Raw genomic sequence first — 25,843 nt, forward strand, 5'->3', positions numbered from 1 at the left:
TACTTTCGCAAGAGGTCTAATCTTTTACCTCTTGGTCTATTTTTAATATAGGCTAAATAAAAGACTAGATATTGACCAAAATATTCAATATGATTGACAAAATACGACAAAATAAAAGAATTAAAAATGCTGGTTCTAAAAAACTACGTAGGTTCAGTATACGGTGGTTTAGGACATTTACTTTTGGACTATTATCAGTTGAAACAGCTTGAAGTCCCTGAGAAATTATTGGCCATTCAAAATCTGGAACGCTTTGATTTCGCTCTATGGCGTGATCTGTTAACAACACTTGATCAACAGCTGCAACGACCAGCTTTAGGCCTGGAAATCGCCCAACTGGTTGAAGCTAAACACCTTGGTATTATTGGCTATCTGGCACTCTCAAGTGAGACCTTGGGTGAAGCCTTCATGCGCTATCATGATTATCATCGCCTGATTTATGATGGCAGCCCGCTACAGGTTCAGGGAGAAGGCAATTATTTTTCGATTGGCTGGATCGAAGTCCCGTTTCAGCTCAATACTCAATTGACCGATGAAATCGCAATTGCGCTGATGACTGAATTCATGAAATCAAATATTCTGGATAGCCATCATCTGCATCTGTACGAAGTACATTTTCAGCATCTAGCACCTAAAAATATTGCGCTGTATGAACAGTATTTTCGCTGTAAGGTTCGTTTCGGCCAAGCCAAGAACCAAGTCTTGCTGCCTGTCAGCGAACTGTCTACGCCCTTAAAACAGGGAGATCAGACCTTACAGAAGCTGCTCAAGCAACAAGCGGAAGCTTTACTGGAGCAATTCCCCAATTCCACCCAGATTGACCAGAAATTACAGCAGGCGATTCTGATTGGCCTGCAAAAAAAACTGTTCCAGATTGAACATATTGCCGAGCAGATGAATTTTTCCGTGCGTCAGTTACAACGCCATTTGCAGAAACAGGGCAAAACCTACCAGCAACGGATGCAGGAAATCCGCTGCATGATGGCCATGCAATACCTGAAAGATCCACACTTGAGCTTGCAAGAAACCGCAATGTTACTCGGTTATTCTGAACAGAGTGCATTTCAGCGTGCGTTTAAGCAATGGACCCGACTGACGCCGCAGCAGTGGCGCCAACAGAATATGTCAGCTGCTTAAACCACCAGCATGTTGGTTTGATAGATGGGCTTCAAGCAGCGTTGATGATTTAAATCCCTTGCCCCTATGATCTGATGATAAATATAAAAATAAGGACTTAAAATATGGATAGATATCTTGCCGAATTACTCGGCACGTTCTGGTTGGTGTTTGGAGATATTGCGGGAGCAAAAAAATTAGGCTTTTTAATAAAAACCCTCTAAAAAGCCATGATTTCTAGATTCTGTTTTTCTGCATGTTTTACATGGAACATGCAGATCATCGCGTTTAAAAACGCTTATAAAAATGGATTTTCAATTTCATCCATATCATCACGCTGAATTTTTTCTGGCAAGTCCGGCGTGTTTTCAAGTTGTTGTACCACATCATTCAGAAAAGCCTGCAAGGCTTTGGCCGCCTTAAGCCCCTGCTGATCCTTGGTGATTTGCAAGTTGCCATACAGGCTGATGCAGTCCAGATCATTTTCCAAAGTCAGATCATGAATGGCATGGGATTCACTGCCATTTTCAAACGCTTTAAACATATCCTCTTCACCTGTCTTTGTTATTTTTCCATGAATGTCTGATGTCGATGCTACCCGAATCCCGGTTTTTTCAGCAAGCTTATTTCAAAAGCTGCAAAATATATTGCAACAAGGCATCAATCAGCTGTTTCACGATAGCATCTTGCGTAGCATTGTCTATCGCACCGCCAGTCGCTGAAGAGGCCGAACTGCTTGAACCGGAAGACTTAAACTCGCGTTGCAGTGCCTGCAGGTTTTCTTCAGAAACCTCTTCGGCACACTGGCTTTCTGCATCCCAATTAGAGTATTCAATTTTCTGGTTGGCTTTTACGGCATTTCCGGTCAGTGGCAGCTTATAGGTATTGCGTTTCTGTTCTTCGGTAAGCTGCGGGAACAGGTTAATTCCAAGCTGTTCTTCCAGATAGCAGACACTGACAATACGTACTTTGAGTGAATTGTCATTCGGTGCATAGTAAGCACCAATAGCACCGGTTTTCGGCATATAAACCGCCTTATAGACCGCGGTCGGCACAATCACGCCATTGCCAATGGTTTTCAGCTTCTTCCCGGCAAAGACCGGCCCGGTCACCACATAAACATCCTGTTTCTGCTTGGTCACAATAGCACGGGTGGCCTCTTCCAGCTCACGCCAGACCTGCTGATTATTCTTGGGCGCTTGCGGCACCATATTGGCCAATGAAAAACTGTCAGACTGTGCGGCTTTGTTAGGCATATCCGCATTCGGCGCCATATGACCGCGGTCATAACCCGAACCGCGATAATCCGCCAATGTGGCACGATGCTTCGCACTGACCCGATCTTCTTCATGAAAATTATCTTCACGGGGAATTTTCTGGCTTAAGCGTGCTGGCGTTAAGGCTTCTGCAACCCAAAGTGGCGTTTTAGATACCCCGGAATAACCGACATTAAAGCCATTAAAACACAGTGAATAACTGTCTTTTTTTAGACTGTCTTTTATCAAATATGGCGGTACATCACGATAAAACTGGTTCAGACAGGCAGAATTGCTGGAAGAGGATAGTGACACCCACTGACTGATTTTTTCCTGGCCAAAAGCGATGGCGAAGCTACTCGAAGCCACCACGCCCAGAATGACTTTAATACTATTATCATTTAAAAACTGAAAAAAAGAGTTCTTGGGTTTACGCTGCTTCTTGGCCATTCTTACACGTACTTTTTAGATCAATACAGATTTTGACCGAGCTTAACAAGCTGTATAAGTGAAGTATATCTTGGCTCTACCATTCGTTTACTAAATAAACAATAAGTATCCAAAATCCCGGGCAGTTGTAACAAACTGTCTAATTTTATTTCTTTTTAAATGAGGTTTCTCGGTGTTTGCGTAGCTTTGTTTGGCTCAGTAGATTGAGTGTGTAAAGCTAACGGCCTATCTCAATTCGTACAATTATTAGCAATGGTGTCAATCATGAATTCCAAACTCTCTAAAGCATTAGGTTTAGGATTATTCACAAGTGTGATCAGCGTAGCTGCATTTGCTGAGCCACCAGTTCAACCAGGTGAAACACTTGAAAGCTTGTCTAAAGCTAAAATTAGTACCAAGGTGAATGGTCAGGAAGCCTCTTTAGAAAGCTTGGTGAACTCTGGTCGATCCGCGTGCAGCAGTACCGCAACCAACCATGCCAAACACACAAGCACCGATGCCCAATGATCCAACAATGACTCAGGCACCAAACTCAGGCACTGTTTCCCCTCAACCGCCTGTCACAGAACCAGGCATGAATGAATCAGAGGTGCCGGCCAATCTGGTTGAACCAGCCATGGAATCAGAAGTAGAAGCAAGCACGTCTATGACGATGCCTCAACAACCAGCACTGGAAGAACAACAAGCAGCTGTACCAGCAATGTCTGAAGAGCAACAGCAAGCAGCTATTGCTTCAGAACAACCGATGCCTGAAGCACAGCAACAAGCGGCTGTGACTGAAGCAGATGTGAGCAATGAACAAACTGAAATTGCAGCTCAATCTGATGCAGAGCCAGTACTGATGGAAGAACCTTTGAATGCTGCACCTGAAGTGCCGGCTGCGGTAGAACTTGAGCAATAATCTGAAACTCATTTATTTATTGTTTCTCTCATAAAAAAACCAGAGTGTGCCTCTGGTTTTTTTTTATGCTTTTTATTTTATTTACATCTGAATCTGGGTGCCCAGCTCGACCACACGGTTGGGTGGAATTTGATAGAAATCACTGACCGGACTGGTATTGCGCTGCATAGAAATAAACAGCTTTTCCCGCCACGGTGCCATGCCCTCACCCACAGTATGCATAATCCGTTCACGTGAAATAAAGAAACTGATCTGCATCAGGTCATATTCAAAATCCCATTGCTCATAGGCCTGTTGTAAAGCTTCCGGAATATTCGGCTGATCCTTAAAACCATAATAGATAAACACCCGGTAAAAATGCTCACTCAGTTTTTCCAGTTCAATCCGGTCCTGCCTGTCAACAAAAGGAATATCCCGGGTAATCACTGTCAGCATGATATTGCGTTCATGCAAGACCTTATTGTGCTTAATATTATGCAACATGGCATGCGGAACAATATTTGGTGTACCGGTCAGGAAAATGGCATCGCCTGGCACAAACTTGGTGCCTTCCCCCATCGAAATACTTTTAATAAACAGATCAATCGGCAAGGCATCCTGTTCCAGCCGGTTCAGTACCAACGCACGCCCATCTTTCCAGGTCATGAGAATCGTAAACAGTACCGCGCCAATCAGAATCGGCACCCAGCCACCCGAAGCAATTTTCAAGGACGTTGAGGCCACAAAGACTAAATCCAGTGCCAGGAATGGCACAGCAAATAACGCTACTTTCCAGACCGGCCAACGCCAGAATCCATAAGCCAGAATCGAGATCAAAATGGTGCCACAGAGCATGGTCATGGTCACCGCAACGCCATAAGCACTGGCCAGATTGGCACTATTTTCAAACAGTAAAATCAGGATCAGCACCGAGATAAACAGCATCCAGTTAATGAAAGGCAGATAAATCTGGCCGCGTTCCAATGCAGAGGTATGCTTGACTGACAGGCGCGGTAAATAACGCAGTTGAATGGCCTGATTGACCATAGAAAATACGCCAGTAATGACCGCCTGTGAGGCAATCACCGCCGCCGCAGTCGCCAGTCCAATCATCGGGAACAAAGCCCAGTCTGGCAGCAGCATATAGAAAGGATTCGCCAGTGCTTCAGGACTACGCAGTAACAAGGCGCCTTGCCCGGCATAATTCAATAATAAACAGGGCAAGACAATAATGAACCAGGCCAGACGAATCGGCAGACGGCCAAAATGCCCCATATCGGCATAAATCGCTTCACCCCCAGTCATGGTCAGAATCACCGCCCCCATGGTCAGAAAAGCCACATAAGGCTGGTCAACTACAAAATGATAGGCCCAGTAGGGATTCACCATCCAGAGTACAAATGGGGTCTGGATAATGCTCCACAAACCAAAACCGCCAATGGACAAAAACCAGAGCATGGTTAAAGGCCCAAAAAATTTGCCCATCGTGGCTGTGCCGTGTCGCTGTACCATAAACAGTCCGGCCAGAATCCCTATCGATAAAGGCACCAACCACTGATTGAAAATGGGCGTGGCAATACTCAGGCCTTCAATGGCTGATAGCACGGAGATTGCTGGGGTAATAATCCCGTCACCGAAAAATAGCGATGCGCCGACAAAACCCAAAGCGATCAGGAATATTTTCTTTTGATCAGAGATTCGTGTGGTACGCAGGTTTAATGCCAGTAGTGACATGATCCCGCCTTCGCCGTTGTTATCAGCACGCATGATTACCATGACATATTTAAAGCTGATGGTAAGCATCATGCACCAGAAAATCAGGGACAGGATACCGAGTACAGAAGCTTCGCTAATGGCGAGATGTGCGGTGAGGAAGCATTGGCGCAGTGCATAGAGCGGACTGGTACCAATATCTCCGAAAACGACCCCAAGCGCAGCCAGTGTAATCACCGGGAGAGCTGCCTTTTGTGCAGTGCTTTGCATATATTGTCTTCGTTTTTTAACAAGCATTTTTGAGAATCATAGCACCGCATTAAAAGTTTTTCTGCAAATCAATTGTTTCAGCTTGGCACAGCTGGTTTTTTTCGCTATTATCCTCGGCCTATGGTGAGGTGTCCGAGTGGCTGAAGGAGCACGCCTGGAAAGTGTGTAAACGTTTATAGCGTTTCGAGGGTTCGAATCCCTCTCTCACCGCCAGAATTTAAAAACCCGAATCACATGATTCGGGTTTTTTTATATTTAATTTTATCCATCATCCCATCAGCAAAAAAAATCATCTGCTTAGATCTTAAAATATTATTATCCATCGTCTTATGCAAATCATTGAGTTGATATCAATCCTCTTTCATAAAAATCTTTTGCAACACAACACTTACGCTCAATTCTATTTTTAAAAATCTTCATTTTTCATCAGCCAAAAAACTGATGAATTGTGCAGTTTTTGTACGCCATTCATTTCAGGTTTTTATTTATGTGTTCAAACAAAAAACTGGCACAGAAATAGCTTAATTTTATTGTCATCAAAGCTATGTTATGTTGCTTATAAATCAACTAAAAGGAGAATAAAAACCACAGGATAGAAAGAAATAACCAAGTGAACCGGGCCATTCAAATTTGAAGTTAAAAAATAGATACACTGCTATTCGGAGAGCGAACATGAATAACAGCGCAAACTATGCCAAACAGATTAAAAATGCAAAACGTGGCGGTTATACCCCAACCATTGCCAAGGACATCAATAAACATAAAATTCAAAAAGCCTTGAGACTCATCGAACAGTGGAGAAGCCTCGCTCAAGAACTCAAACCTCAAATGCAGTTTGATATGGCCTTTACTTTAGAGGAATGTGCACAAGAATTAGATCGCATCCTGAAAAACAGATAAACCTTATAACCAACTCATATCCATAGCAAATCCTATGCTTTCACCCTCGCCCATATCTGCACATATGGGCCATTTCTTTGCACATAATCAAAAACAGAACTTTTCATCCATTCGGTCAAAATAAACAAATCCTGCCGAAACAGTTTAAACGGTTATTTTTTGGCTTGCGTGACCCAAAAAAATCTGTAAAATGCACTCCACCATGCCGGCATAGCTCAGTTGGTAGAGCAACTGACTTGTAATCAGTAGGTCCACAGTTCGAATCCGTGTGCCGGCACCATATCTTAGCCTCGCTTTTTAGTGAGGCTTTGATGTTTCTGGGTTTTGGTATTTTCAGCTGAGTCTTTTTGCACTTTCTAGTGCTTCGATTGTGCCGTCACTTGCACATATCTCACAATCCCTTCCTGATATAATTTTCGGCATAGTTTCGCTGTCATCTGAATTTTAAAATGATCCAGTTTTGAACCTTGAGCCTGATCATCTGATGCTTTTGAATTCAAAGTTTTTTGCACATAATCCGCAAAGCCTGAAAATACCGGCTCGGACAGATCCTGAATCTGGATATTTTTAAATTCAAAACGATCCAGACAGGCATATAATGCACCCACTGTCATTAAATCTTTTAAATTCACATCGGCAGATTTCAATAAAAACTGATATTTACGCCGTTGTAATGCATTTAAATTTTCCCAACGCTCGGACAAAACCAGATGATGAAAACTAATCCGTGCATTTGAATTTAAAACACTGCGGACCTGCTCCAAGAATAAAGGCACAGGACTGTGATAAGCCGCATCCAGGCACAACACCACATCAAAACGCTGGGAAAATGGCAATTCTTTTAAACGCAAAAATGACGCCTGATAAATGGCATTCAGTTCTGGCAAATGTTGCTGAATATTAGCCACACAGGCAGCCTGCAGCTCAACCCCGGCCAGATATTGCACCTGATAATGTTGCTGCCAGTGCAGCAAGCTGGCGCCCTGACCGCAGCCCAAATCCAGCAGTTTATCTTTTGAATTTAAATTTACAGTTTGCGCAAGGTGATCGGCCAGCATACGACAGGCAGCCGCATAATCCTGCTGACCGGCTTGCCAATACCCTAAATTGCTCCAGGGCAATTGCGCGTGATCGCCCAACACAGCGGCATCAATTGCATACTTGTGCTGGGGAAGATGCTGACGCAGTGCCTGAAGCCATTGCATGGATTAATAACCCAGTTGCGGAGCAACCTCAACCACAGGTTTTAAACCCTGAAATGGTAAAGGCGCACCAAAGATTTCTGCAATCTTCATCGCTGAGGTCACTGCCGATTCCAGAATCGGCAAACCGTCACATGACCATGAACCGCAGAAGAAGACCTTACGGTTGGCATCCAGATGACGTTGCTGCAATTCCTTATTCAGTGCCACCGTATTAGCATCGACGACTGCACGTGTCAGCATTACCGATTTGATCACTTTCTTCGGATCAATCTCGGTTACCGGACGCCAGGTCTGAAACACGGCCGACTTGCCAACCAAAGAAGGTTCAATCGAGTTAAGCCACACGGTAAATTGCTGACGAGTAAATTTACGGTCCATCATATAGCTGAGTACGGCCCAGTCTTTACGTTTTGGCGGCATTACGCTGGCATCGGTATGAATCACCAGTTCGCCTTGTTCGAATTTGAATTTCTTCAATAATTCAATTTCACTGGCGAATTGTACCGGATCCAGGAACTCCTCAATTTTGGTGGTCGGTGTCGCGACAATCACCCGGTCAAACAGTTTTGAATAACCGGCCGCATTTTCAACTTTGACCTGATCGCCCTGCTCTTGTACCAGTGTAATTGCTGAACCGTCTTCAATCTGAATGCCTTCAATCAGCTTATCGACCAACGCTGGTGTACCGCCTTGCAGACGCAGTAACGCATCGCCATCGGTTAATTGACGCAGAAAAATTAACAACGGTTTAGCTGGCCATTCACCAATGGTTTTCGGATTGCAGGTACAGATGGTATATAGCACCGGCATCACCGCACCGTGCCAGAACACTTCTTCAATCTCGTTACGATTGATAAATTCTGCCAGGCTGATGTCCTGATTTTTCGATTTAAAGAATTTGGTCAATGCAACTTTTAACTGCAACAGGCCTTTGACCAGACGCCAGCCATATTGTTGCAGGCCTTTCCGGTTATTGATGATCGGGATATTGCCAATTCGGCTACGCGATGTGGTCAGCCAGGTTTCAGTTTTATCTTCAAATAACCAGCTGCAGGCCATATAGGTCCGCACCGGATAAGTTTTAATGCCCAGATGTGTGGCTAGACTCAGGGTGTTTTTCCACAGATAGGGGTTCATCACACGTAAAGGTGCGTCAATCAGGCCCCCTTCAAATTCAAGGCTATGACTGTCCATGCCGCGACCTGGAAGTGCTTCAAAAATCGTGATGTGATGCCCTGCGTCCTGGAGAATTCTGGCTGTAGCCAGTCCGGCCATGCCACTACCAATTACTGCGATATCCAAACTGATCATCCGTCATTGAAAAACTACAGAAATTATGTACCATGCGCCAATCAAACAGGTTATTAAAATCTTCCAGAATATATGTTTTTCGTAAAGGCCTTTTTGTTCAATTTCACCTGCTTTTTATTCATTTTTCTGCCTTAGTTAAAATTCCATCAAATCTAAGATTTTATTCATATTTTTATCTAAAAACTTGAAAATTCGCTTTAAAAACAAATAATTTAATTAACCATTTTTATAATCCTTGGTTGACAAATACTTTTTAAATACCTATGATTCGCAGTATAAGAAAACCATAAATTCATCCGGTTCCATTCAGATGCGTTTATGCGAAAATTGTTTAAAACGACAAGAAACTACAGCGCCTTATAAAATAAAAGCCTCTGCGAAAGCAGAGGCTTCTTTGTTTTCATGCCTAGTCAATCATGCAGCAGGGTATTGCGCTTACTTGATTGCCTCTCATAAGCCGCTTAAAAAGCATAGAGTGCAATTCCTCAATTCTCATTTTGTTCTCAAATAGAAATCAAATGGCATGATGTTTTTGTCTAGAATTCATAAATCTCTAAACTAAAAAAATAAAAAATCCAGCAACTTGTGCTGGATTTTTTGCTTCAAAGAACTAGGTTTGAATTAGATTTTACCCACCAGGTCGATTGATGGAGCAAGTGTTGCTTCACCTTCTTTCCATTTTGCCGGACAAACTTCACCTGGGTGCGCATGTACATATTGTGCAGCTTTCACTTTACGCAGAAGCTCTTGTGCATCACGGCCAATACCACCCGCGTTGATTTCAATGATCTGGATTTTACCTTCTGGATCAATCACGAAAGTACCACGATCTGCCAAACCCTCAGCTTCAATCAGTACTTCGAAGTTTTTAGACAAAGTCCAGGTTGGATCACCAATCAATGGATACTGGATTTTACCAATCACGTCAGAGGTATCATGCCAAGCTTTATGAGTGAAATGAGTATCGGTAGACACGCCATAGATTTCTACACCCATTTTCTGGAATTCAGCATACTGATCAGCAAGATCGCCTAATTCAGTTGGACAAACAAAGGTAAAATCTGCAGGATAGAAAAACACCACTGACCATTTACCTTTCAGGTCTTGCTCAGAAACTTCGATGAACTGACCATTGTGGTAAGCAGTTGCATTGAATGGTTTGATTTCAGTATTGATTAAACTCATGAGATATTTCCTCTGGCTTATTTCTGGGATTGCTTATCTTGTGAAGCTAGAATACGAAAAATTTTAAAATAGGTAAAACCGCAAGTTTTTATAAAAATGATCGCTTTTTTAGATCGTAAATTTCTATCAGTATTTATTATCTTATTTATTTTCTCGATGCAGAGTTGTCCCCATCAAAAGCAACCTGATGTTTTAAGATTTATGATTCTTTTAATAAGTCGGGCTTTTATTCAAACTTAATATAAATCTCGAGGATATAAAAAACCCACCGTATTCAGGTGGGTTTTAATGATAATTTACCGTTCTGATAAATCAAAATGGTAAGTCATCATCTAGATCTGCTGCAGGCGCTGCTGTTGGAGCAGGTGCAGATTTCGGCGCAAAACCACTCGGGTTATTGTTGCCATAACCGCCGCCCTGATTGTTGTTAAAACCGCCTTGCTGTGGCGCTGAACCATAACCTGATTGCGGGTTATTGCCATAACCACCCTGGTTGTTGTTCGCCTGATTATTGTTATTAAAGCGTGGCTGGTTAAAGCTGCTCTCGCCCTGATCATTTTGAGGACGGCTAGAGTCTAACATCTGCATTTGTTCACCACGAATTTCCGTCGTATAGCGCTCCTGACCATTCTGGTCAGTCCACTGACGGGTACGTAATGAACCTTCAATATATACTTTTGAGCCTTTACGAAGATATTGCTGTGCAATTTCACCTAAACGGTTATGCAACACGATACGGTGCCATTCCGTTTGTTCTTTACGTTCACCGGTACTTTTATCTGTCCACGAATCGCTGGTTGCGATCGAGAATTGAGTGAGAGAGCCACCATTTGCAAAAGTTTTGGTTTCCGGATCTTTACCCAAAGTACCCACTAAAATAACTTTGCTCACCAATTTTTACTATAATTATTTTTTAATTGTTTTATATCAATTAATTAAAATTATTTTTATATTTTAACTCTATTTTGATTTTTCCAACAATAAAAGACTACTTTTTAAGCACGTAATTCAGTATTTTCTAAATTATTTTGTTACAAAAAAAACTATTAGATGCTTAAAAGTAATAAATTTAATCTGCAAAATAAGTTAATTCTAAATAAAAAACGTACGCTAATGGCATTAGAAAAAATAGAAACATTGACTTCGATAAAGACCTCTGATGGTTTAGTTGTAACGAATAAAGTCGTCACATCATCAAATGGTGATCTAGAAACATATTATTTTTCTTATATTATTGATGATAAAAGGAAAGTATTAATTTCTGATGAGGTGCGTTCAAATCTAAAAAAATTGGAAATTGAAAACGTAGTTATTGGATTTTTAGCAAACCCTTTTGTTTTAGACAAAATAGTACCAATATAGAGCTATATTTATAATCCAAATAATAGAACATATTCAGTTATATCTGAAAATCCTTAATTTCAAATACAAATGTATAGCGCAACAAAGAGGTTAGACTTATTCTAATCTAACCTCTGCCAACTATTCTAATTAAAATACTTGTTACGCCTATTATTAAATGCGTGTAGGGTTCCTTCTAAAATATTAACAGAATGTTGATTTAGCTCATAATTCTCAATAGACCCTGATGTGTAATTTATTGAGAAATTATTTTCTCTATCAAAATCAGTATAAATAATCTGTTCTGCATCACATACAATTGCCAAATTAGGATTGTGAGTAACCATAATTATTTGTCTAGTCTTTTTTGCTTCATTCAATATAGGAACTGTATATATCAGTAATTTTAGTCCACTCATTACATTTATGGGTAGTCCACAGATTTCAGCAGCAATGTACCAGACTCTTTTTAATATTGAATAAAATTTTAGTATTTTATCTCAACCTTAATCCTACTTAAGCCAATAATTCCACTACTCGAATGACTGGGTTGTTGTGATGACATAATTTGTAAGCACATAAGGATGCATAAATTTCAGCTAAGTATTGCTTCAGTGCTTCTCGCTTTACTGTTGACCAAATTGTATTGCCCTATTGTTGTGGTAACTCCCTAATAGTTTTCAGCCAGCTAATTTCTTATCTGCGATTCAGTTTAATTAAAATCTTGCTTTAAAATTTTTTAGACATAAGCGAATAGGTACTATAACTTTAATAAGTACCTATTCAAGCTAGAAATAAATCAATAATTTTCTCGTAAATCTTTAGTACTTTGTACTAAAGCATTAAATTGAACCTCGTCATTTACTTTCAATCTTTCTAAAATAAATTTTGAAGCAGTAATCATTTCTTGTGAAGAAATAGGCCTCATTGTTCTATCAAATATTTCTTCAGTATGTGAATATTCATTTGCAATCCTATCTACCAGTTTGAAATGATTAAGGTTGTTTTCTGTATCAAAGAATTTCTCTCTAAATACTGCTTTATTTAGATCGGAAGGATATTTGAAATAATTATAGACTTCAAAAAATTTTCTCATATTATTACTTAAATTATAAATTTGGTCTGGGCTTAATTCAGTTGTTACTTGAGCACAGTTCCATATTTGCGAAAATAAGTAATTAAACTCTGTATTGTATTTTCTTAAATAGTTTGGAAGGATATTTAACTTACTAATATTATTTTCTTTATTAACTAGGTAAAAAGAAATATCTTCATTTTCATTCTTCTTAGTCGATGTGCAAGATGGATCATTACAACTCTTAATATTAGTTCTATTTTTAGGAATAGTTAGTTTTCGTAAATATTTAAAAAATTCTAAATTATGAGTAGATATAAATAATTGTTTATATGCTTTTTCTTTACATATAATGTTTTCTATGAGGCTATAGATGTAAAAAATATTATTAGAGTCTAGACTCGATATAGGATCATCAATATAAATGATTACATCTGTTAATTTCCCTATGTTTTTCAGGTTGAATGCTAAAGCTATAAAGTAACAAAAAGCAACTAATGTACATTCACCTTCGCTTAGATTATAGGCCTCACGCCCATTTCTGACTATTTTGAAGCGACCTTGTTGACCTTCCTCTTCTATAGGTATTAGCGATAAGCTTTCATGTCCAAAGAAGCTATTAAGGAATTTATTAACTAATTCACTTGCTGCACTTGTAGTACTTTTTTGAGCATTCAACTGTTTTATTTTTTCTTGAATATTAAACTGATAAGTTTTAATTGCTTCAATTCTTTCAGAGTTTTCTTGCTCAAATGGAAGCAGCTTCTCAATACTTTCATTTAACTCCTTTATTTTATTATTTATTTTGTACCATTCAAACTCGATTAAGTACTCAACGATCCGCTCTTCCAATACTTCAGTTTTTAATTTGCTTTGTTCCCTAGCAATATTTTTTGTAAATTCATCATTTTTATTACATATATCGACCACTTTAGTATATGACTCAATTAGATCATTCAGATTCCCCTCAAGTGCAATAAAGTCATATTCTAACTCAAGAGTAAGATTCTGAAGTTTTTCCTTCAACATGTCTTCTAATAAAGACAAATCTTCTGATAAATTGAATGCTTTTGATTTAATACTTTCAATTAGAACTAAATATTCAGCCTTAAAACTATCATAAAAGTATGCTTCTGGTTCTACAAATCCATCTATGACAGCAAATAAGGCTTTGACTATTTTATTTTGATTTTCAATAAGGCCAACAATTTCTTTTTTGAAACTTTCGTCTTTTTGATTTGCGAAAATTTCGTACTGATCCAAAACTGTTTTTTTTAGTTCTCCACCACAAAATTCACAGTACTCTTTATCATGCTCTTTATGTAAGTGATAACCTGCAACAGACCAATTTTTAAAAAATTCATTAATTTCTTTAGTAACCTTTAATTCAATTACTTCCTTTAATTTTACTTTACAGTTTTCAATATGCCGGCTTATATGGTTTCTTATTTCAGCCTCTTTGTTTTCAATATTTATTTCAGGTTTTTGTGAAACCTTCATATCATTAATTTTGTTTTGGATTTCTTCTTCAGTTATCTTTTTTACTAGATTTGGGTTTGCAGCTAATATTTTATTAATATCTTGAACTAGATTTGGTCGTTGATACGTACGTGCAGCATTTAAACCAATCGCTTCAAGATCTCTAGCTTTTTCAGTCAAGCTTCTATCTTTATTCCTTGTTATCTCTATTATTTCTTGACTAATTCTATCTCTATCTTTTTTAATCTGATTTAATACAAGATTGACTACTTGCGTAGTAGCTTCCAAGATATCTGCTGAAGATAATAATTCATTTATTTTACCATCTATAACAATTTGGTCTTGCCCGATAACAACAGCATCAAAACTTTTTATACTTCCATTTTCATGATTATTAAATATTAGAAAAGATAAGTTTTCATTTATAAAGTCTTTATTGAAGACTAAAAATTCTTTAGAATTTTCTTTATAATTACTGTAATCTAAGATTTCATTTTCAAATATCATTTTAAAAATTGGATTTGAATAATTTTCTGGATCATTTTTATTTTTTAGTATTGCAAAAATCCTTGATAAAGTTGTTTTTCCTGAGTAATTAGCCCCGTATATTATATTCATTTTTTTAAAATGATTCTTTTCAGCCAATCCATTAAAATTATGATAGCTTCCAAAATTTTCTATTTCTATATTTCTTAACACAGTTTTCCCCCTAAAGTATTTTATTTAATTTTTTGTTAAATTATGCCACAGCACTTTCATTAAATGCTCCAACAACTCCAAATATGTTTTCAGCCTCTGCATCACCAAACACACCATCAATCCCTTCATAGTGGATCTGATTAAAGGGCGGTTCATAAAGCTGCGACGCTTCTAAAGTTCCCCGTATGGTCAAATGTTCAATAACCATTTCTATGAAACGAATTTGCTTCTCGTTATAAGTTGAACCTTGCAAATACTTAGAGAACGCTTGTTGAACCGCTTGGCGATCTAAACCAACAAGTGAACGAATGAAAAGTGGTAGTGGCTTATCTGTACCAAAGCATTCCTCAAACTTTTCTTTACTCTCAACTTCCTGAGCTTCAAAGACAAAACGCTCAAGCTCACTTAGGTCGGTAGGTGTTAGAGCTAGGCCACGCTTCAATTTAGCAATGGTAATGTGGTCTGCATTGGCTTTGATGAAACTCTCGACACGCTTACGGTATTGAGCAATGTTTACACCGCTTGAAACCACAGGAATATCGACTTCTGTTACTTCTCCTAGCTCATCATCTAGCATTGAATACACGATGGTAGAGGTAGATTTCTCAATCAGTTTCACCAAACCACGAATGCGTTTACGCATGGATTCAAGCATTGGTAAGGTGATGCCTTTCCAATATTCAACAGTTTGAATATCTTGAATCAGGTTAATCTGTGCAGCGACTACAGGAATATTTTCTTTGGTTTCAAGTTTTGAAGCAATTTCGATAACTTTATTGGCATAAGCCTGAATTGCCTTAGTATTTTTTTCCAACACAGCAAGTTCAATATTGTAGCAGAGCATATCAAACAGCTTGGCTTCTAATGTCTCGGACTCCATTTCATTCGGAAGTTTAGAAATGTGTTCTCGTAATGTGCCAATTGCAAGATCATCCAAATTGTCCCAAGCAACATCATTTTTAAAGTGTTCAACATGCTCAATTTCAGATTTAACAATGAAGTTGTCTTTGTTCATCGACTTCACTTCAGTCTGTAAGGTCTGACGCATTTCTTGCTGTACAGCTTTCATTTCTTCCGTTTGATAATCGGGTGAATTGAGCAAACTCAAAACATTCAATCGAGCCTTGAATAGGCGTTGTCCCAATGGTTCTGTGGTGGATACAGGAGCACCATCAGGATTTTCATTGAAGTATTCGAAGTTAGAACAGTAATCAAAGATATAGAATTCTTTCTTGTCCATCTCAGGGGCAAACAGGTCTTTGCAAAGCCGTGTACCACGCCCAATCATCTGCGTAAATTTCACTTTCGAGCGTACAGCTTTGAAGAAGACAAGATTAACCACTTCTGGAACATCAATCCCCGTATCGAGCATATCTACAGAAATGGCAATTTGTGGATCAGCCAGATCTTTTTTACTAAAGCTATCAATCAAGCTCTGTGCGTACTTGGTCGAGTGTGTGATCACACGGGCGAACTTGCCGTCATAGTGCGGATAGCTCTTATCAAAGCGTTCTGCGATGAAATTGGCATGATTCTGATTGACTGCAAAGATGATGGTTTTACCCAACATATCTCCACCTTCAACCTTGATGCCATTTTCCATCAAGTGCTGAAGCATCTTGTCTACCGTGCCTGTATTGAACAGTTCTTTGTTGATCTTGGATGCCGTTACCTCATCAGGTGCCTCACCACCATCCCAATCCAGTTCATCCCAGTGCTGTTTCTCTTCCTCTGAAAGCTCATCATATTTCACACCTTCACGCATGAACTTCAAGGGTACTGAATAGGCTTTAGGTGGCACAAGATAACCATCAGCAATGGCTTGGTTTAAATCGTAGTAATCGGTTGGGATACCGCTTTCCAAACCAAACAGTGCATAGGTATCACGGTCTACTTCATCGCGTGGTGTAGCAGTCAAACCGACAAGCAAACTGTCAAAGTATTTAAAAATCTCACCAAATTTTTGGTACACGCTACGATGGGCTTCATCGACAATAATCAGGTCAAACATACCTGTGCCGTATTTACGTGTGCCATCCGCATTCATTTCATCAATCAAGCCCATCATGGTCTGATAGGTAGAAAGATAAACTCGTCCATTCTGTGTCTTACTTTCGACCAAATTGACAGGTGCAGAATCAGGTAAATTAGCTTTAAAGGCATTAGTGGCTTGTACCACCAGTGAGGTACGATCGGCAAGGAACAGGACTTTCTGCACCACGTTGGCTTTCATCAGCACATCCACTAAAGCAATGGCGGTACGGGTTTTACCTGTTCCTGTTGCCATGATGAGCAAGGCTGCACGTTCCTTACGTTGAAATGCAGCAAGCGTGGCTTTGATGGCACGGGTCTGATAGTAACGCTCTACAATATTTGCATTAATTTGGAAGCTGCCAAGATCAGGATTGTTTTTACGTCTTTCGATCAGGCGTTTCAGTTCAGCCTGAGTGTAGAAACCATGCACCAAACGAGGTGGGCCACCTTGTACGTCATTCCAGATACGGGTGCGATAACCATTGGTATAGAAAATGACAGGGCGTTGTCCAGTTTGCTGCTCTAAACAGTCAGCATACAGTTTTGCCTGTTGTTGTCCCACTTCAGGATTTACCGATGTACGTTTGGCTTCCACCAAGGCTAAAGGCAAGCCATTGGCATCATACAGTACATAATCGACTGAACCTTTGCCTGATGTACTTGGCATCCCTGTAACGGGAACTTCTTCTTTTGCTGTTACACCAATTTCCCAGCTAGCTTCTTCAAGCAGTAGGTCAATTTTAAGCTTACGGGTTTCGTCTTCTTTATAGTCGGTGTGGTCTTGAACTTTGCTATTGGCAAGTTTGGCTTGTTCGACTTGCTGACGCTTCTGTGCTAGTTCTGCATCAATGTTGGCGAGTAGTTTTTCACGCTCTTCCAAACTTGCAGAAAGTTCTAGCAGCTTTTGTTCACGTTCACGCAGAGCTTTATGCTGATCAGCAAATTCCTTTTCTTTGGCTTCTGCCTGCTTCTGTAGCTGTTCTTGGTTTGCAGTGACTGGTTGTGTGATTTCTGCATTAGGAATCAGTTTAGGGGTAAATAGAACAGCCTGAGAGCGATCTTTTGATGGTGAACCATAATTACGTTCAAACCAGACAAAGATCAGAAAGAGATGACTAATATGCTTAACCGTTTCCTCAGTGGTTAGTTGCTTGAATTTTTTCCCATGCACCGCACTGTTGCCGACCATGCGGATGTTATCCATCTTATCCCATATGTAGGGCGGGATAATTTCCTTAAACTTTACATCGGTGATCAGGCTATACAAAGATGGATCATAGGGTTGAGCAAGTTTTTTATCATATTGATAAAGCCAAAAAACCAGATTTTCTAATGAGTTTCGGGCAAACATTAAAGCAGCTTGAGGAGAAATATATACAAGCTTTTCAGCTTCTTTGGCGGTGAGCGCTAACTTACTAAACTCATCCTCTAAAAACTGAAAGTTACTCATTATTATATTAGCCCTCAAAGGAAATTATAATTATTTAAATATATAAAGTTTTAACTACTATATAAAATACTTGAGACTTCACGCAAAGTAAATTTTAATCGAGAGTAAAATTATATCTTTGAAAAAGGTTCAACCAAGAAGAACAATTAACGTTTATAAGTGCACAAATATCAGGAACTTTAATTTGCTCTTTTCTTCTTGCTTTAGCAGTAAAAGCATCCCAATCAGCACCAATAAAACCAATTTCTCCGGTAATAACATGACCATTTGCATTATACTTTTGAGCTGTGGCAATTAAATCAACATCAGGTTCATCTTTAGTCGCATGAGCTGAGGTTTGAGCAAATGCATAACTTAATAATTTAGCACGAATATTTAAAATACGGCTTCCTACTTCATCTCGATCAATAACAATAACTCTAAAACGAATTAAAAATTCATCTAGAATATTTTCGTCATATTCAAATGCAAGACATTTTGAACGAGTTTCCTCTAATATAGAGGAACAGACACAAAGCTTAATAGTGGATGTAAGCGTTAACTCTTCTAACAATTCCCACAATTTTGGAAAAGTTAACTCTGGATAGGCTCGGAAACAAAAATCTAAAATAGCATTGGTGTCTAAACTTAGATAAATCATCTACATATACACCCGTTTCTGTACATCTTGTAAAGTAGTCACTTTGTGGGATGCTTTAATACCTAAAATATCTTTCGCCACAGAAGCAGATATTGAGTTATGTGACATTGCAGCGATAACAGTTTGCACAAAGTAGCGACCATATTTACTGATAATTCGTGTCGAAATAGGAATTTGTGGCTCATTCAGTTTATTTTTTTCTATTCTCTTAAAGTCAAGTGACCGAAGATAATTTTTCAAGTCTTTCTCTGTAATGTACCCAGCCAATTTCAACTGTATTGCAATAGCAGGACGACTTGCTTTTGCTTTGCATCGTATCTTTTGAACTAGTTGTTCGACAGACAAATCTGGTTGGTAACATGCTTCAAGCAGTTCAATAGGTGCAATAACATGTCCTGCAACTGCATCACAATATCGTTCAGTTTTACTATTGTTTGCAATCGTATTTATTTTTCCATCAAAAACACTTTGACGTAATCCAAGATGAACCAACTCATGCATAATGGTAAAAAGACGTCTTTCTGCTGCTTGGCCTGTACTTAAAACTACAATCACAGGAACGACATCAAACCATAAACAGAAGCCATCTGAACCAAATGGCTCATTAGTTGTCTTTTCTATAATAAGAATATCTTTTGACTCAAAAATACTACGCCATGCTGAATAATAGTCATTATGTTTTACTGAGCGCTTTTGGTTTTTAAGATCAAAGTAATTCGAGATCACTTTTGCATCTTCGATTTCATCTTGCCCTGACAAAGTTAATGCAAATTCTAATGGTTCTTCACCCATTGTCTCTAATACATAAAGATAGTCATTTCTTGCTTTTAATGCTTCACGGATAACTGATTGATAAGCATAAGAAGAATTAAAAACATCTTCCATATTTCTATGGTCAATGATATCAGGCATATTAGTTTTATATTCAAGGTTACTATCGGTTAGATAGACACTAGGGATAAATAAAATTTGAGCAATTTTTTCAAGCTCGCTAAGTTTAAGAATTGGGTTTTCATTCTTTAGTAGATTATGTATTGTTTGAAAAGGAAGACCTGATTTTTTGGCAAGTTCATTCGCAGATAAAATTCCTATCTGTTCCATATAACGCTTGATAGCTATGGGCGAATGTTGGACAAAATCAGTCATCTTTAAACTCAAATCAATATACTATCATTGTAATCAAAAAAGATGACTGATGCATTTAATTTGATCGAACTATAAGTTTTCCTTTTATAAATTTCCACTAAATGCTTTGTGTTGTAATGATTCAAATAAATTATTTATTTGATTTGTCTCATTTTTAAATTCAGTTTTCATCTTATCAATTTTTTCAGCAATCAGAAAAAATTTATTTTGAATTTCAATGCTTGGAGTTATCAGAGGTATTGAGCCAACTATGGATTTATTCAAATTTGCCATCGTTTGACCTTGTGAAACATTTTCAAGATATCTTCTAATTGAATCTGAAGACAATAAAAGCTCTAGGAAAAATGGATTAACTTTATCTACTTTAGGTCTAAGGAAAAGACTTCCTGTTCCGCATAGCCAACCAACTTCTTTTTCAGTTACTACTGCACACCGTCCCATTTCACCACGACGACCCAACAATACATCATGCAATTGTAGATGATACTGAGTTAGTTCTTCATATTTTGATTGGCTTACTGTCAATTTATAATTGGGTACAATCTTTCCATTTTTTATATGTGATGGATTGATTAATGGTATTCCATTTTCGATGTAATCCTCTTGGTGTAATTGAGTACCAAATGGACCAATTTGAATTAAATTAACTTGGTCAGAAAGTTTAGCTATACCGAAACCTTTAGGATTACTTACAGGATCACCAAACATATCAATAAACGTAGCTTGTAAAAGCTGATCTAACTTTTCAATCGCTTGCTGACGTTTTTGGTGTAGTTCGTCTGCTTTATCCAAAATAGATGCAATTCGGCGTTGTTCTGAAAGTGATGGGAGAGAAATTTCTAATGAGCAAATATCTTCTTTAGTAACTTGTAAAAAAGTAGCACCTTTAGCTTTTGACTTTAAAATTGGAGCAACATTTTTAAGCCAATGCCATAAGTATTTCTGATCCAATTTATCCTTATGACCAAATAAACCAGCAACACCTCGACCCAAGCAGTATTCTTTATCAGACCAATTTAGATCACCAATAGTTGCACGAATGCAAAGAATGATTTCTCCTTTTTCTGACTTTTTGCCTGCTGCTGTAGTAAATTTTTTTGGTTCGGGAGTTTCTTTACCAAAATCACCTGCACCAGCAATTAGAGCTAATCCTTCATCATCAAAATTATAAGAATCACCTGATGGAGCTTGTCCCATTGTGATTCGACAAACTTTATCTAGTCTCATTTTGGGATAACTCACTTTAGTAACTCCTTGAGCTCTGTCATTCCTTTAAGAATATCCTGCTCAAGCAATTCTAAATCTGACAAAATCTTGCTTGGTGCTTCATATTCAACTAGCTCATACACCACCTCCTTATAACGGTTAATCGACAAGTCATAACCATTAGCAGCAATATCAGCTTTATCCACCAAAAAGCTTTGTTCAGTAGCTTTGCGATCAGCTTCACCTGCCAAGTTTTTAAAACGGGCAACTATGTCAGGAATATTGTTATTTTCATGCTTAGAGGCATCTAGTTCATTACGCTTATCATCCAGCGAATAACCATCTGCCTGCATGTCATAGAACCAAACTTTATCTGTACCACCAGATTCAGTTTTGGTGAAAATCATAATTGCAGTAGAAACACCTGCATACGGTTTGAACACACCAGAAGGCATAGAAATAATCGCTTCAAGCTTTTGCTCTTCTACAATCTTTTTACGCAAATCCTTATGTGCTTTAGATGAGCCGAATAACACCCCATCAGGCACAATAATCGCAGCACGACCACCTGTTTTTAGAATACGCAGGAACAAGGCTAAAAAAAGTAATTCAGTCTTTTTAGTTTTTACTATTGCCTGAATGTTCTTGGCACAGCTTTCGTAGTCCAGGCTGCCTGCAAATGGTGGGTTGGCAAGAATCAAACTGAACTGGCTTTCAATATGTGAATGTGCTTCGCTTAAAGAATCACGGTTTTCAATGCTTGGGTTTTCAACCCCATGCAGCATCATGTTCATTGAACCAATACGAAGCATGGTGCTATCAAAGTCATAACCAAAGAAGGTTTCTTCACTAAAGCGTTTCGCTGCTTCAGGGTTGGAAAAAATCTCAGTGCTGTGATGTTCGTTCAAGTATTCACTGGCTGCAACGAGGAAGCCTGCTGTACCACATGCAGGGTCACAGATGGTATCTGTCGGTTTCGGTTGCATTAGCTCTACAATCATCTTGATGATATGGCGAGGTGTGCGGAACTGACCGTTCTGACCTGCTGAAGCGATTTTACCGAGCATGTACTCGTAAATATCACCTTTGGTATCTTTATCATTCATTGGTACTTCAGCCAAGAGATCAACCACTTTGGTTAAAAGTGCAGGTGTAGGAATGGTAAAACGGGCATCCTTCATGTGATGACTGTAGGTGGTGTCATCTTGGCTGCCAATGCTTTTTATGAATGGGAAAACTTCATTGGCAATGGTGTCATAAAGCTTCGTTGGATCGCCTAGGGTAATAAATTTAGACCAACGTAAGTGATCTTGCTCAGGTGTGAAAATTGGCTTTTCTACGGCAGTTTTTAAGCGGTTAGCTTTCTTTTCTTTAGTAATCTGAATTTCATCGAGTCGGCGAATAAAGAGTAGATAAGTCATTTGCTCCATGACTTCTAAAGGATTGGAAATACCGCCACTCCAAAAAGAGTTCCAGATCTGGTCAATTTTGCTTTTAATTTCGCCTGTAATCACACTGATGACTCTCAAATTTCTTTGAGGGTATTGTGGGAGAAATTAAAGTGGAAAGCTATCCTATTAAAAAATTGAGTAAGGTATTTTTATAAGAACATAGTATTTCTATTCGATTACCAATCCAAAGTATCAAAAATAAATTTAATTATGTTAATCAAAGTTTAAACCAAAATTTTCTAATGTCGATTGCTTAAAATCTTTATTTAAATTAAGTAGCATGTACTGTTTTTTCAGTATATCTAATGTATTAAAAAAACATTTTTCACATAATTGTAGTTTGTATCGCTCACCATTAGATTGAGAAAAATATCCCCAATTACCAGACAATGTAGCAAACTCCAATTTAGTTGATTGATTACAAATATCACATAGGACATCACTGATTACTTCAGTCAGTCTGACTTCTTTAATATCCATAGATTTCTTCCTTATTAAGAGTTTTTGTCCGATCTGAAACCTTTTTGATACAGTAGAAGATTCGGTTTACACTAAGGCATAGTTTTTTTGATGTTACTCTTATAATTATCGGTCATTGAGTCAAATAAATATGAATAAAACTACGATTTTACATATATAAAATGAGTTTTTGTTATGCCAATATTTTCAGCACAAATTATTGATAAAAAAACAATTTTAGCAAAATCTTTTTTCAATACAGCTAAACAACTCAATCTAACCCAAACTCAACTTGCTGCTATTCTAGGGGTATCTCAACCAACAATAAGTCGGTTAAAAACCCAACTTAAATTAGACCCATCTTCAAAGCAAGGTGAATTAGCATTATTACTTATCAAGCTGTATACAGCTTTATATGATTTAAATGGTGGTGATCTAGATTGGATGCACCATTTCCTTAACTCTAAAAATCACGTAACCGGTGGCATCCCAATAAAACAAATTGAGACTGCACATGGCTTGGTTTTAGTATTACAGTTTCTTGAGGCTATTAGACACAAGGAATGAAAACTGAAAAGCCACCAAAATTTGAGACACGTATTGCTAGTTTGTGGACTGCCATCAATGTAATTTCTATTCGTCATCTTCTGCAAAGAGTGCTTCAATTTCATCCCAATGTGGAAGTATATGCTTTTTTTTACCAACTTCGAATTGTAAGCCAACACCATCAATTACACGTTCGAATGTGTCAAATGAGCCTGTAAAGCGACCATTTTCCATCTCAGAGATTGTTGTTTTATTAACTTTAGTCTTTTCTGAAAGAATCTTTTGTGTATAGCCCAAAGCTTTTCTTGCCAAACGTATCTCTTTACCTATTTCAGCTCTAGTAGCCATATGAATTTGTAGTTCCTAAAATTTGTTAGCTATATAGCAAACTTGCAACCAATTTTGCCTAATGTTCTCTATATAGCAAACTTTTTGTTCTCTAGACACATCGAACATCCAGATAGTTCCAGACTATTTATATGAGAATAAAATATATCCTATTTTTTTATAAAAAATGGCAAATCCAATATTACAAAATCTAGCTTAGCCATCTGAGAAAAGTTGTGATGATATCTGTACTTTTAACTAACAGCATCAACCGTTACGAAAAGTTTTAGGATTGAATATAGACATATGGCAATAAAAAAGTTTACAGAATCATTTCTAATATCTGTAAACTTCTTTTGCAACTCGCTCTAACTAAAGATTAATTTTATAAAATCATATCTTTAGAGTTTGTCAGAACGGCAGATCATCATCTAAATCAGCAGGGGGAGTTGCGGGGGTCATAGGTGCCGATTGTGGTGCTTTAGGCTGAAAACCAGACGGATTATTATTTGCATAACCGCCTTGTTGGTTGTTGTTAAAACCACCACTTTGGTTATTACCATAACCGCCTTGGCTATTACTATTGTTATAACCGCCACCTTGGTTGTTGTTAAAACGCGGTTGATTATAACCAGCGTTGTCTCCACCTGCACTCTGTTCAGACTGCTGACGATTGTCTAACATTTGCATTTGTTCACCACGAATTTCCGTAGTGTAACGTTCTTGCCCGCTTTGGTCTGTCCACTGACGGGTACGCAATGAACCTTCAATATACACTTTAGAACCTTTACGTAAGAATTGCTGAGCAATCTCACCTAAACGGTTATGTAATACGATACGGTGCCATTCGGTTTGTTCTTTACGTTCACCAGTAGTTTTATCCACCCATGAGTCGCTAGTAGCAATAGAAAATTGTGTGAGTGACCCGCCATTTGGAAAAGTTTTAGTTTCTGGATCTTTTCCTAATGAGCCAATCAAAATGACTTTATTAACAGAACCTCTAGCCATCATAACCTCTTGATTTCAATATATTTAACTTAAACTTAACCAACCATAACTAATTTAGTAGCACAAGGTTATTAGCTATCCTTAAAACTTTCCGTAATGGAAATAATTTTAGAACATTCTATATCATTTTTCATTGTTTGAATTTGTTCTTTTGCTTCCTTCAATCTCGTACTTTCATTATACTTAGTCTCAAATTTATTTATTATATTATTCAATTTCTTATATCCCCCTATTTTTTGATTTAACAAAGTAGTAACTATATACAAGTTTGTTTCAAGATTTTGTATATAATTTTCATCATTCTGACGAAATGTATTTTCTAAACTGTTCTCTAAGTTAGTAAATTGAGCCAATAATCGACTATTCTTTAGCTCAAGTTCTGTAATCTGTTTTGTTTTTTCTTCAATGATTTGCTTGGATGATTTTTTTTTCTCATTCTGTGGCTTGTTCGAAGCAATCTCTGCAATTTTTTTATCTAGCTCTTGTAGTAACTCAGCATGTATATATGCTTTTGTCACGCTATTTTTCGCATACAAAGTAGTCTGACCAACAGAAGAACCATCTTCAAATTTAGCATTGTTAATAATTTCTGCTTTGGTAATTTTCTTTCCACCAATATTTTGAAGTTGCTCAAATGACTCTCTTATAGCTCTTTCAAATTTATCTTTACTGTTTGCCACAAATGATCCTACTCAA

At 38.1% G+C, this 25,843-nt stretch carries 21 protein-coding genes, 2 tRNA genes and 3 pseudogenes; 7 read left to right on the forward strand and 19 right to left on the reverse strand.

The window, feature by feature from the left end; all coding sequences use genetic code 11:
- Positions 1 to 126: 126 nt before the first annotated feature.
- Positions 127 to 1,137 carry an AraC family transcriptional regulator gene (locus ACO1B7_RS05990; RefSeq protein ID WP_423089902.1) on the forward strand — a complete coding sequence of 337 codons (1,011 nt, stop codon included), beginning with the start codon at positions 127 to 129 and terminating at the stop codon, positions 1,135 to 1,137.
- Positions 1,138 to 1,414: 277 nt separating this feature from the next.
- On the opposite strand, the gene ACO1B7_RS05995 is transcribed toward ACO1B7_RS05990, so the two are convergent.
- On the reverse strand, positions 1,415 to 1,660 hold the full coding sequence (locus tag ACO1B7_RS05995; RefSeq protein WP_423089903.1) for a hypothetical protein: 246 nt from the start codon (positions 1,658 to 1,660) through the stop codon (positions 1,415 to 1,417).
- A gap of 79 nt (positions 1,661 to 1,739) precedes the next feature.
- Positions 1,740 to 2,822: a DNA/RNA non-specific endonuclease gene (locus tag ACO1B7_RS06000; protein ID WP_423089904.1), complete on the reverse strand. Its 1,083-nt coding sequence runs from the start codon at positions 2,820 to 2,822 to the stop codon at positions 1,740 to 1,742.
- Positions 2,823 to 3,086: 264 nt separating this feature from the next.
- Here ACO1B7_RS06000 and ACO1B7_RS06005 point away from each other — a divergent pair.
- A pseudogene (locus ACO1B7_RS06005) lies at positions 3,087 to 3,723 on the forward strand (hypothetical protein).
- Between the two features lie 81 nt (positions 3,724 to 3,804).
- Here ACO1B7_RS06005 and ACO1B7_RS06010 read toward each other — a convergent pair.
- Positions 3,805 to 5,685 (reverse strand): potassium transporter Kup, encoded by a 1,881-nt coding sequence (locus ACO1B7_RS06010; protein WP_005105382.1) that lies wholly within the window; start codon positions 5,683 to 5,685, stop codon positions 3,805 to 3,807.
- A 122-nt stretch (positions 5,686 to 5,807) separates the two neighbouring features.
- On the opposite strand from ACO1B7_RS06010, the gene ACO1B7_RS06015 reads away from it, so the two are divergent.
- From ACO1B7_RS06015 to ACO1B7_RS06025, 3 genes are all read left to right on the forward strand, one after another.
- Positions 5,808 to 5,898, forward strand: a tRNA-Ser gene (locus ACO1B7_RS06015).
- Between the two features lie 459 nt (positions 5,899 to 6,357).
- On the forward strand, positions 6,358 to 6,585 hold the full coding sequence (locus ACO1B7_RS06020; RefSeq protein WP_004647282.1) for a hypothetical protein: 228 nt from the start codon (positions 6,358 to 6,360) through the stop codon (positions 6,583 to 6,585).
- 204 nt (positions 6,586 to 6,789) lie between these two features.
- Positions 6,790 to 6,865, forward strand: a tRNA-Thr gene (locus ACO1B7_RS06025).
- 76 nt (positions 6,866 to 6,941) lie between these two features.
- On the opposite strand, the gene ACO1B7_RS06030 is transcribed toward ACO1B7_RS06025, so the two are convergent.
- The 4 genes from ACO1B7_RS06030 to ssb (ACO1B7_RS06045) form a co-directional block, all read right to left on the reverse strand.
- Positions 6,942 to 7,790, reverse strand: coding sequence for an SAM-dependent methyltransferase (locus tag ACO1B7_RS06030; RefSeq protein ID WP_253147812.1), 849 nt, complete (start codon positions 7,788 to 7,790; stop codon positions 6,942 to 6,944).
- Positions 7,791 to 7,793: 3 nt separating this feature from the next.
- Positions 7,794 to 9,101, reverse strand: a complete 1,308-nt coding sequence (locus tag ACO1B7_RS06035) for an FAD-dependent oxidoreductase (protein ID WP_004647280.1) — start codon at positions 9,099 to 9,101, stop codon at positions 7,794 to 7,796.
- A gap of 621 nt (positions 9,102 to 9,722) precedes the next feature.
- Positions 9,723 to 10,286, reverse strand: a complete 564-nt coding sequence (gene ahpC / locus ACO1B7_RS06040) for an alkyl hydroperoxide reductase subunit C (RefSeq protein ID WP_004278673.1) — start codon at positions 10,284 to 10,286, stop codon at positions 9,723 to 9,725.
- A gap of 312 nt (positions 10,287 to 10,598) precedes the next feature.
- Positions 10,599 to 11,177, reverse strand: coding sequence for a single-stranded DNA-binding protein (gene ssb, locus ACO1B7_RS06045; RefSeq protein WP_253174721.1), 579 nt, complete (start codon positions 11,175 to 11,177; stop codon positions 10,599 to 10,601).
- Positions 11,178 to 11,399: 222 nt separating this feature from the next.
- Between ssb (ACO1B7_RS06045) and ACO1B7_RS06050 the strand changes: the two genes are divergently transcribed.
- Positions 11,400 to 11,648 (forward strand): hypothetical protein, encoded by a 249-nt coding sequence (locus tag ACO1B7_RS06050; RefSeq protein ID WP_423089905.1) that lies wholly within the window; start codon positions 11,400 to 11,402, stop codon positions 11,646 to 11,648.
- 125 nt (positions 11,649 to 11,773) lie between these two features.
- On the opposite strand, the pseudogene ACO1B7_RS06055 reads toward ACO1B7_RS06050, so the two are convergent.
- The 9 genes and pseudogenes from ACO1B7_RS06055 to ACO1B7_RS06095 form a co-directional block, all read right to left on the reverse strand.
- Positions 11,774 to 12,016: pseudogene (locus ACO1B7_RS06055) on the reverse strand (hypothetical protein); the annotation flags it as partial.
- Between the two features lie 127 nt (positions 12,017 to 12,143).
- Positions 12,144 to 12,279: pseudogene (locus tag ACO1B7_RS06060) on the reverse strand (IS982 family transposase); the annotation flags it as partial.
- 147 nt (positions 12,280 to 12,426) lie between these two features.
- Positions 12,427 to 14,880 (reverse strand): AAA family ATPase, encoded by a 2,454-nt coding sequence (locus ACO1B7_RS06065; protein WP_423089906.1) that lies wholly within the window; start codon positions 14,878 to 14,880, stop codon positions 12,427 to 12,429.
- Between the two features lie 40 nt (positions 14,881 to 14,920).
- Positions 14,921 to 18,364, reverse strand: coding sequence for a DEAD/DEAH box helicase family protein (locus ACO1B7_RS06070; protein ID WP_423089907.1), 3,444 nt, complete (start codon positions 18,362 to 18,364; stop codon positions 14,921 to 14,923).
- 94 nt (positions 18,365 to 18,458) lie between these two features.
- Positions 18,459 to 19,004, reverse strand: a complete 546-nt coding sequence (locus ACO1B7_RS06075) for a DUF4411 family protein (protein ID WP_423089908.1) — start codon at positions 19,002 to 19,004, stop codon at positions 18,459 to 18,461.
- On the reverse strand, positions 19,005 to 20,150 hold the full coding sequence (locus tag ACO1B7_RS06080) for a helix-turn-helix domain-containing protein (RefSeq protein ID WP_423089909.1): 1,146 nt from the start codon (positions 20,148 to 20,150) through the stop codon (positions 19,005 to 19,007).
- An 84-nt stretch (positions 20,151 to 20,234) separates the two neighbouring features.
- Positions 20,235 to 21,392, reverse strand: a complete 1,158-nt coding sequence (locus tag ACO1B7_RS06085; RefSeq protein WP_423089910.1) for a restriction endonuclease subunit S — start codon at positions 21,390 to 21,392, stop codon at positions 20,235 to 20,237.
- Entirely contained in the window at positions 21,389 to 22,870 is a 1,482-nt protein-coding gene (locus tag ACO1B7_RS06090) for a type I restriction-modification system subunit M (protein ID WP_423089911.1), read from the reverse strand. Before ACO1B7_RS06090 ends, ACO1B7_RS06085 begins: the two co-directional genes overlap by 4 nt.
- 150 nt (positions 22,871 to 23,020) lie before the next feature.
- The gene (locus tag ACO1B7_RS06095) at positions 23,021 to 23,287 is read right to left on the reverse strand and encodes a hypothetical protein (protein ID WP_423089912.1); all 267 of its coding nucleotides are present in this window, start codon (positions 23,285 to 23,287) and stop codon (positions 23,021 to 23,023) included.
- Positions 23,288 to 23,461: 174 nt separating this feature from the next.
- Here ACO1B7_RS06095 and ACO1B7_RS06100 point away from each other — a divergent pair, with 174 nt between their 5' ends.
- Positions 23,462 to 23,833: an MbcA/ParS/Xre antitoxin family protein gene (locus tag ACO1B7_RS06100; RefSeq protein ID WP_423089913.1), complete on the forward strand. Its 372-nt coding sequence runs from the start codon at positions 23,462 to 23,464 to the stop codon at positions 23,831 to 23,833.
- Positions 23,834 to 23,899: 66 nt separating this feature from the next.
- Here the strand turns inward: ACO1B7_RS06100 and ACO1B7_RS06105 are convergent, their stop codons facing one another.
- The 3 genes from ACO1B7_RS06105 to ACO1B7_RS06115 all read right to left on the reverse strand — a co-directional run bounded on the left by ACO1B7_RS06105 (position 23,900) and on the right by ACO1B7_RS06115 (position 25,827).
- On the reverse strand, positions 23,900 to 24,160 hold the full coding sequence (locus tag ACO1B7_RS06105) for a helix-turn-helix domain-containing protein (RefSeq protein ID WP_423089914.1): 261 nt from the start codon (positions 24,158 to 24,160) through the stop codon (positions 23,900 to 23,902).
- A 390-nt stretch (positions 24,161 to 24,550) separates the two neighbouring features.
- Positions 24,551 to 25,147 carry a single-stranded DNA-binding protein gene (ssb, locus tag ACO1B7_RS06110; RefSeq protein WP_423089915.1) on the reverse strand — a complete coding sequence of 199 codons (597 nt, stop codon included), beginning with the start codon at positions 25,145 to 25,147 and terminating at the stop codon, positions 24,551 to 24,553.
- A gap of 71 nt (positions 25,148 to 25,218) precedes the next feature.
- Entirely contained in the window at positions 25,219 to 25,827 is a 609-nt protein-coding gene (locus ACO1B7_RS06115; protein WP_423089916.1) for a hypothetical protein, read from the reverse strand.
- Positions 25,828 to 25,843 lie beyond the last annotated feature (16 nt).

Source organism: Acinetobacter lwoffii (genome assembly GCF_049367455.1).
Classification (GTDB): Bacteria; Pseudomonadota; Gammaproteobacteria; order Pseudomonadales; family Moraxellaceae; genus Acinetobacter; species Acinetobacter lwoffii_W.

Coding starts and splice junctions, on each gene's coding strand:
- ACO1B7_RS06080 (WP_423089909.1), bottom strand. CDS start 20,150: ATGACTGATTTTGTCCAACATTCGCCCATAGCTATCAAGCGTTATATG.
- ACO1B7_RS06070 (WP_423089907.1), bottom strand. CDS start 18,364: ATGAGTAACTTTCAGTTTTTAGAGGATGAGTTTAGTAAGTTAGCGCTC.
- ACO1B7_RS06050 (WP_423089905.1), top strand. CDS start 11,400: ATGGCATTAGAAAAAATAGAAACATTGACTTCGATAAAGACCTCTGAT.
- ACO1B7_RS06100 (WP_423089913.1), top strand. CDS start 23,462: ATGCCAATATTTTCAGCACAAATTATTGATAAAAAAACAATTTTAGCA.
- ACO1B7_RS05995 (WP_423089903.1), bottom strand. CDS start 1,660: ATGTTTAAAGCGTTTGAAAATGGCAGTGAATCCCATGCCATTCATGAT.
- ACO1B7_RS06020 (WP_004647282.1), top strand. CDS start 6,358: ATGAATAACAGCGCAAACTATGCCAAACAGATTAAAAATGCAAAACGT.
- ACO1B7_RS06030 (WP_253147812.1), bottom strand. CDS start 7,790: ATGCAATGGCTTCAGGCACTGCGTCAGCATCTTCCCCAGCACAAGTAT.
- ssb (WP_423089915.1), bottom strand. CDS start 25,147: ATGGCTAGAGGTTCTGTTAATAAAGTCATTTTGATTGGCTCATTAGGA.
- ACO1B7_RS06035 (WP_004647280.1), bottom strand. CDS start 9,101: ATGATCAGTTTGGATATCGCAGTAATTGGTAGTGGCATGGCCGGACTG.
- ACO1B7_RS06000 (WP_423089904.1), bottom strand. CDS start 2,822: ATGGCCAAGAAGCAGCGTAAACCCAAGAACTCTTTTTTTCAGTTTTTA.
- ACO1B7_RS06105 (WP_423089914.1), bottom strand. CDS start 24,160: ATGGCTACTAGAGCTGAAATAGGTAAAGAGATACGTTTGGCAAGAAAA.
- ahpC (WP_004278673.1), bottom strand. CDS start 10,286: ATGAGTTTAATCAATACTGAAATCAAACCATTCAATGCAACTGCTTAC.
- ACO1B7_RS06095 (WP_423089912.1), bottom strand. CDS start 23,287: ATGGATATTAAAGAAGTCAGACTGACTGAAGTAATCAGTGATGTCCTA.
- ACO1B7_RS06075 (WP_423089908.1), bottom strand. CDS start 19,004: ATGATTTATCTAAGTTTAGACACCAATGCTATTTTAGATTTTTGTTTC.
- ACO1B7_RS05990 (WP_423089902.1), top strand. CDS start 127: ATGCTGGTTCTAAAAAACTACGTAGGTTCAGTATACGGTGGTTTAGGA.
- ACO1B7_RS06010 (WP_005105382.1), bottom strand. CDS start 5,685: ATGCAAAGCACTGCACAAAAGGCAGCTCTCCCGGTGATTACACTGGCT.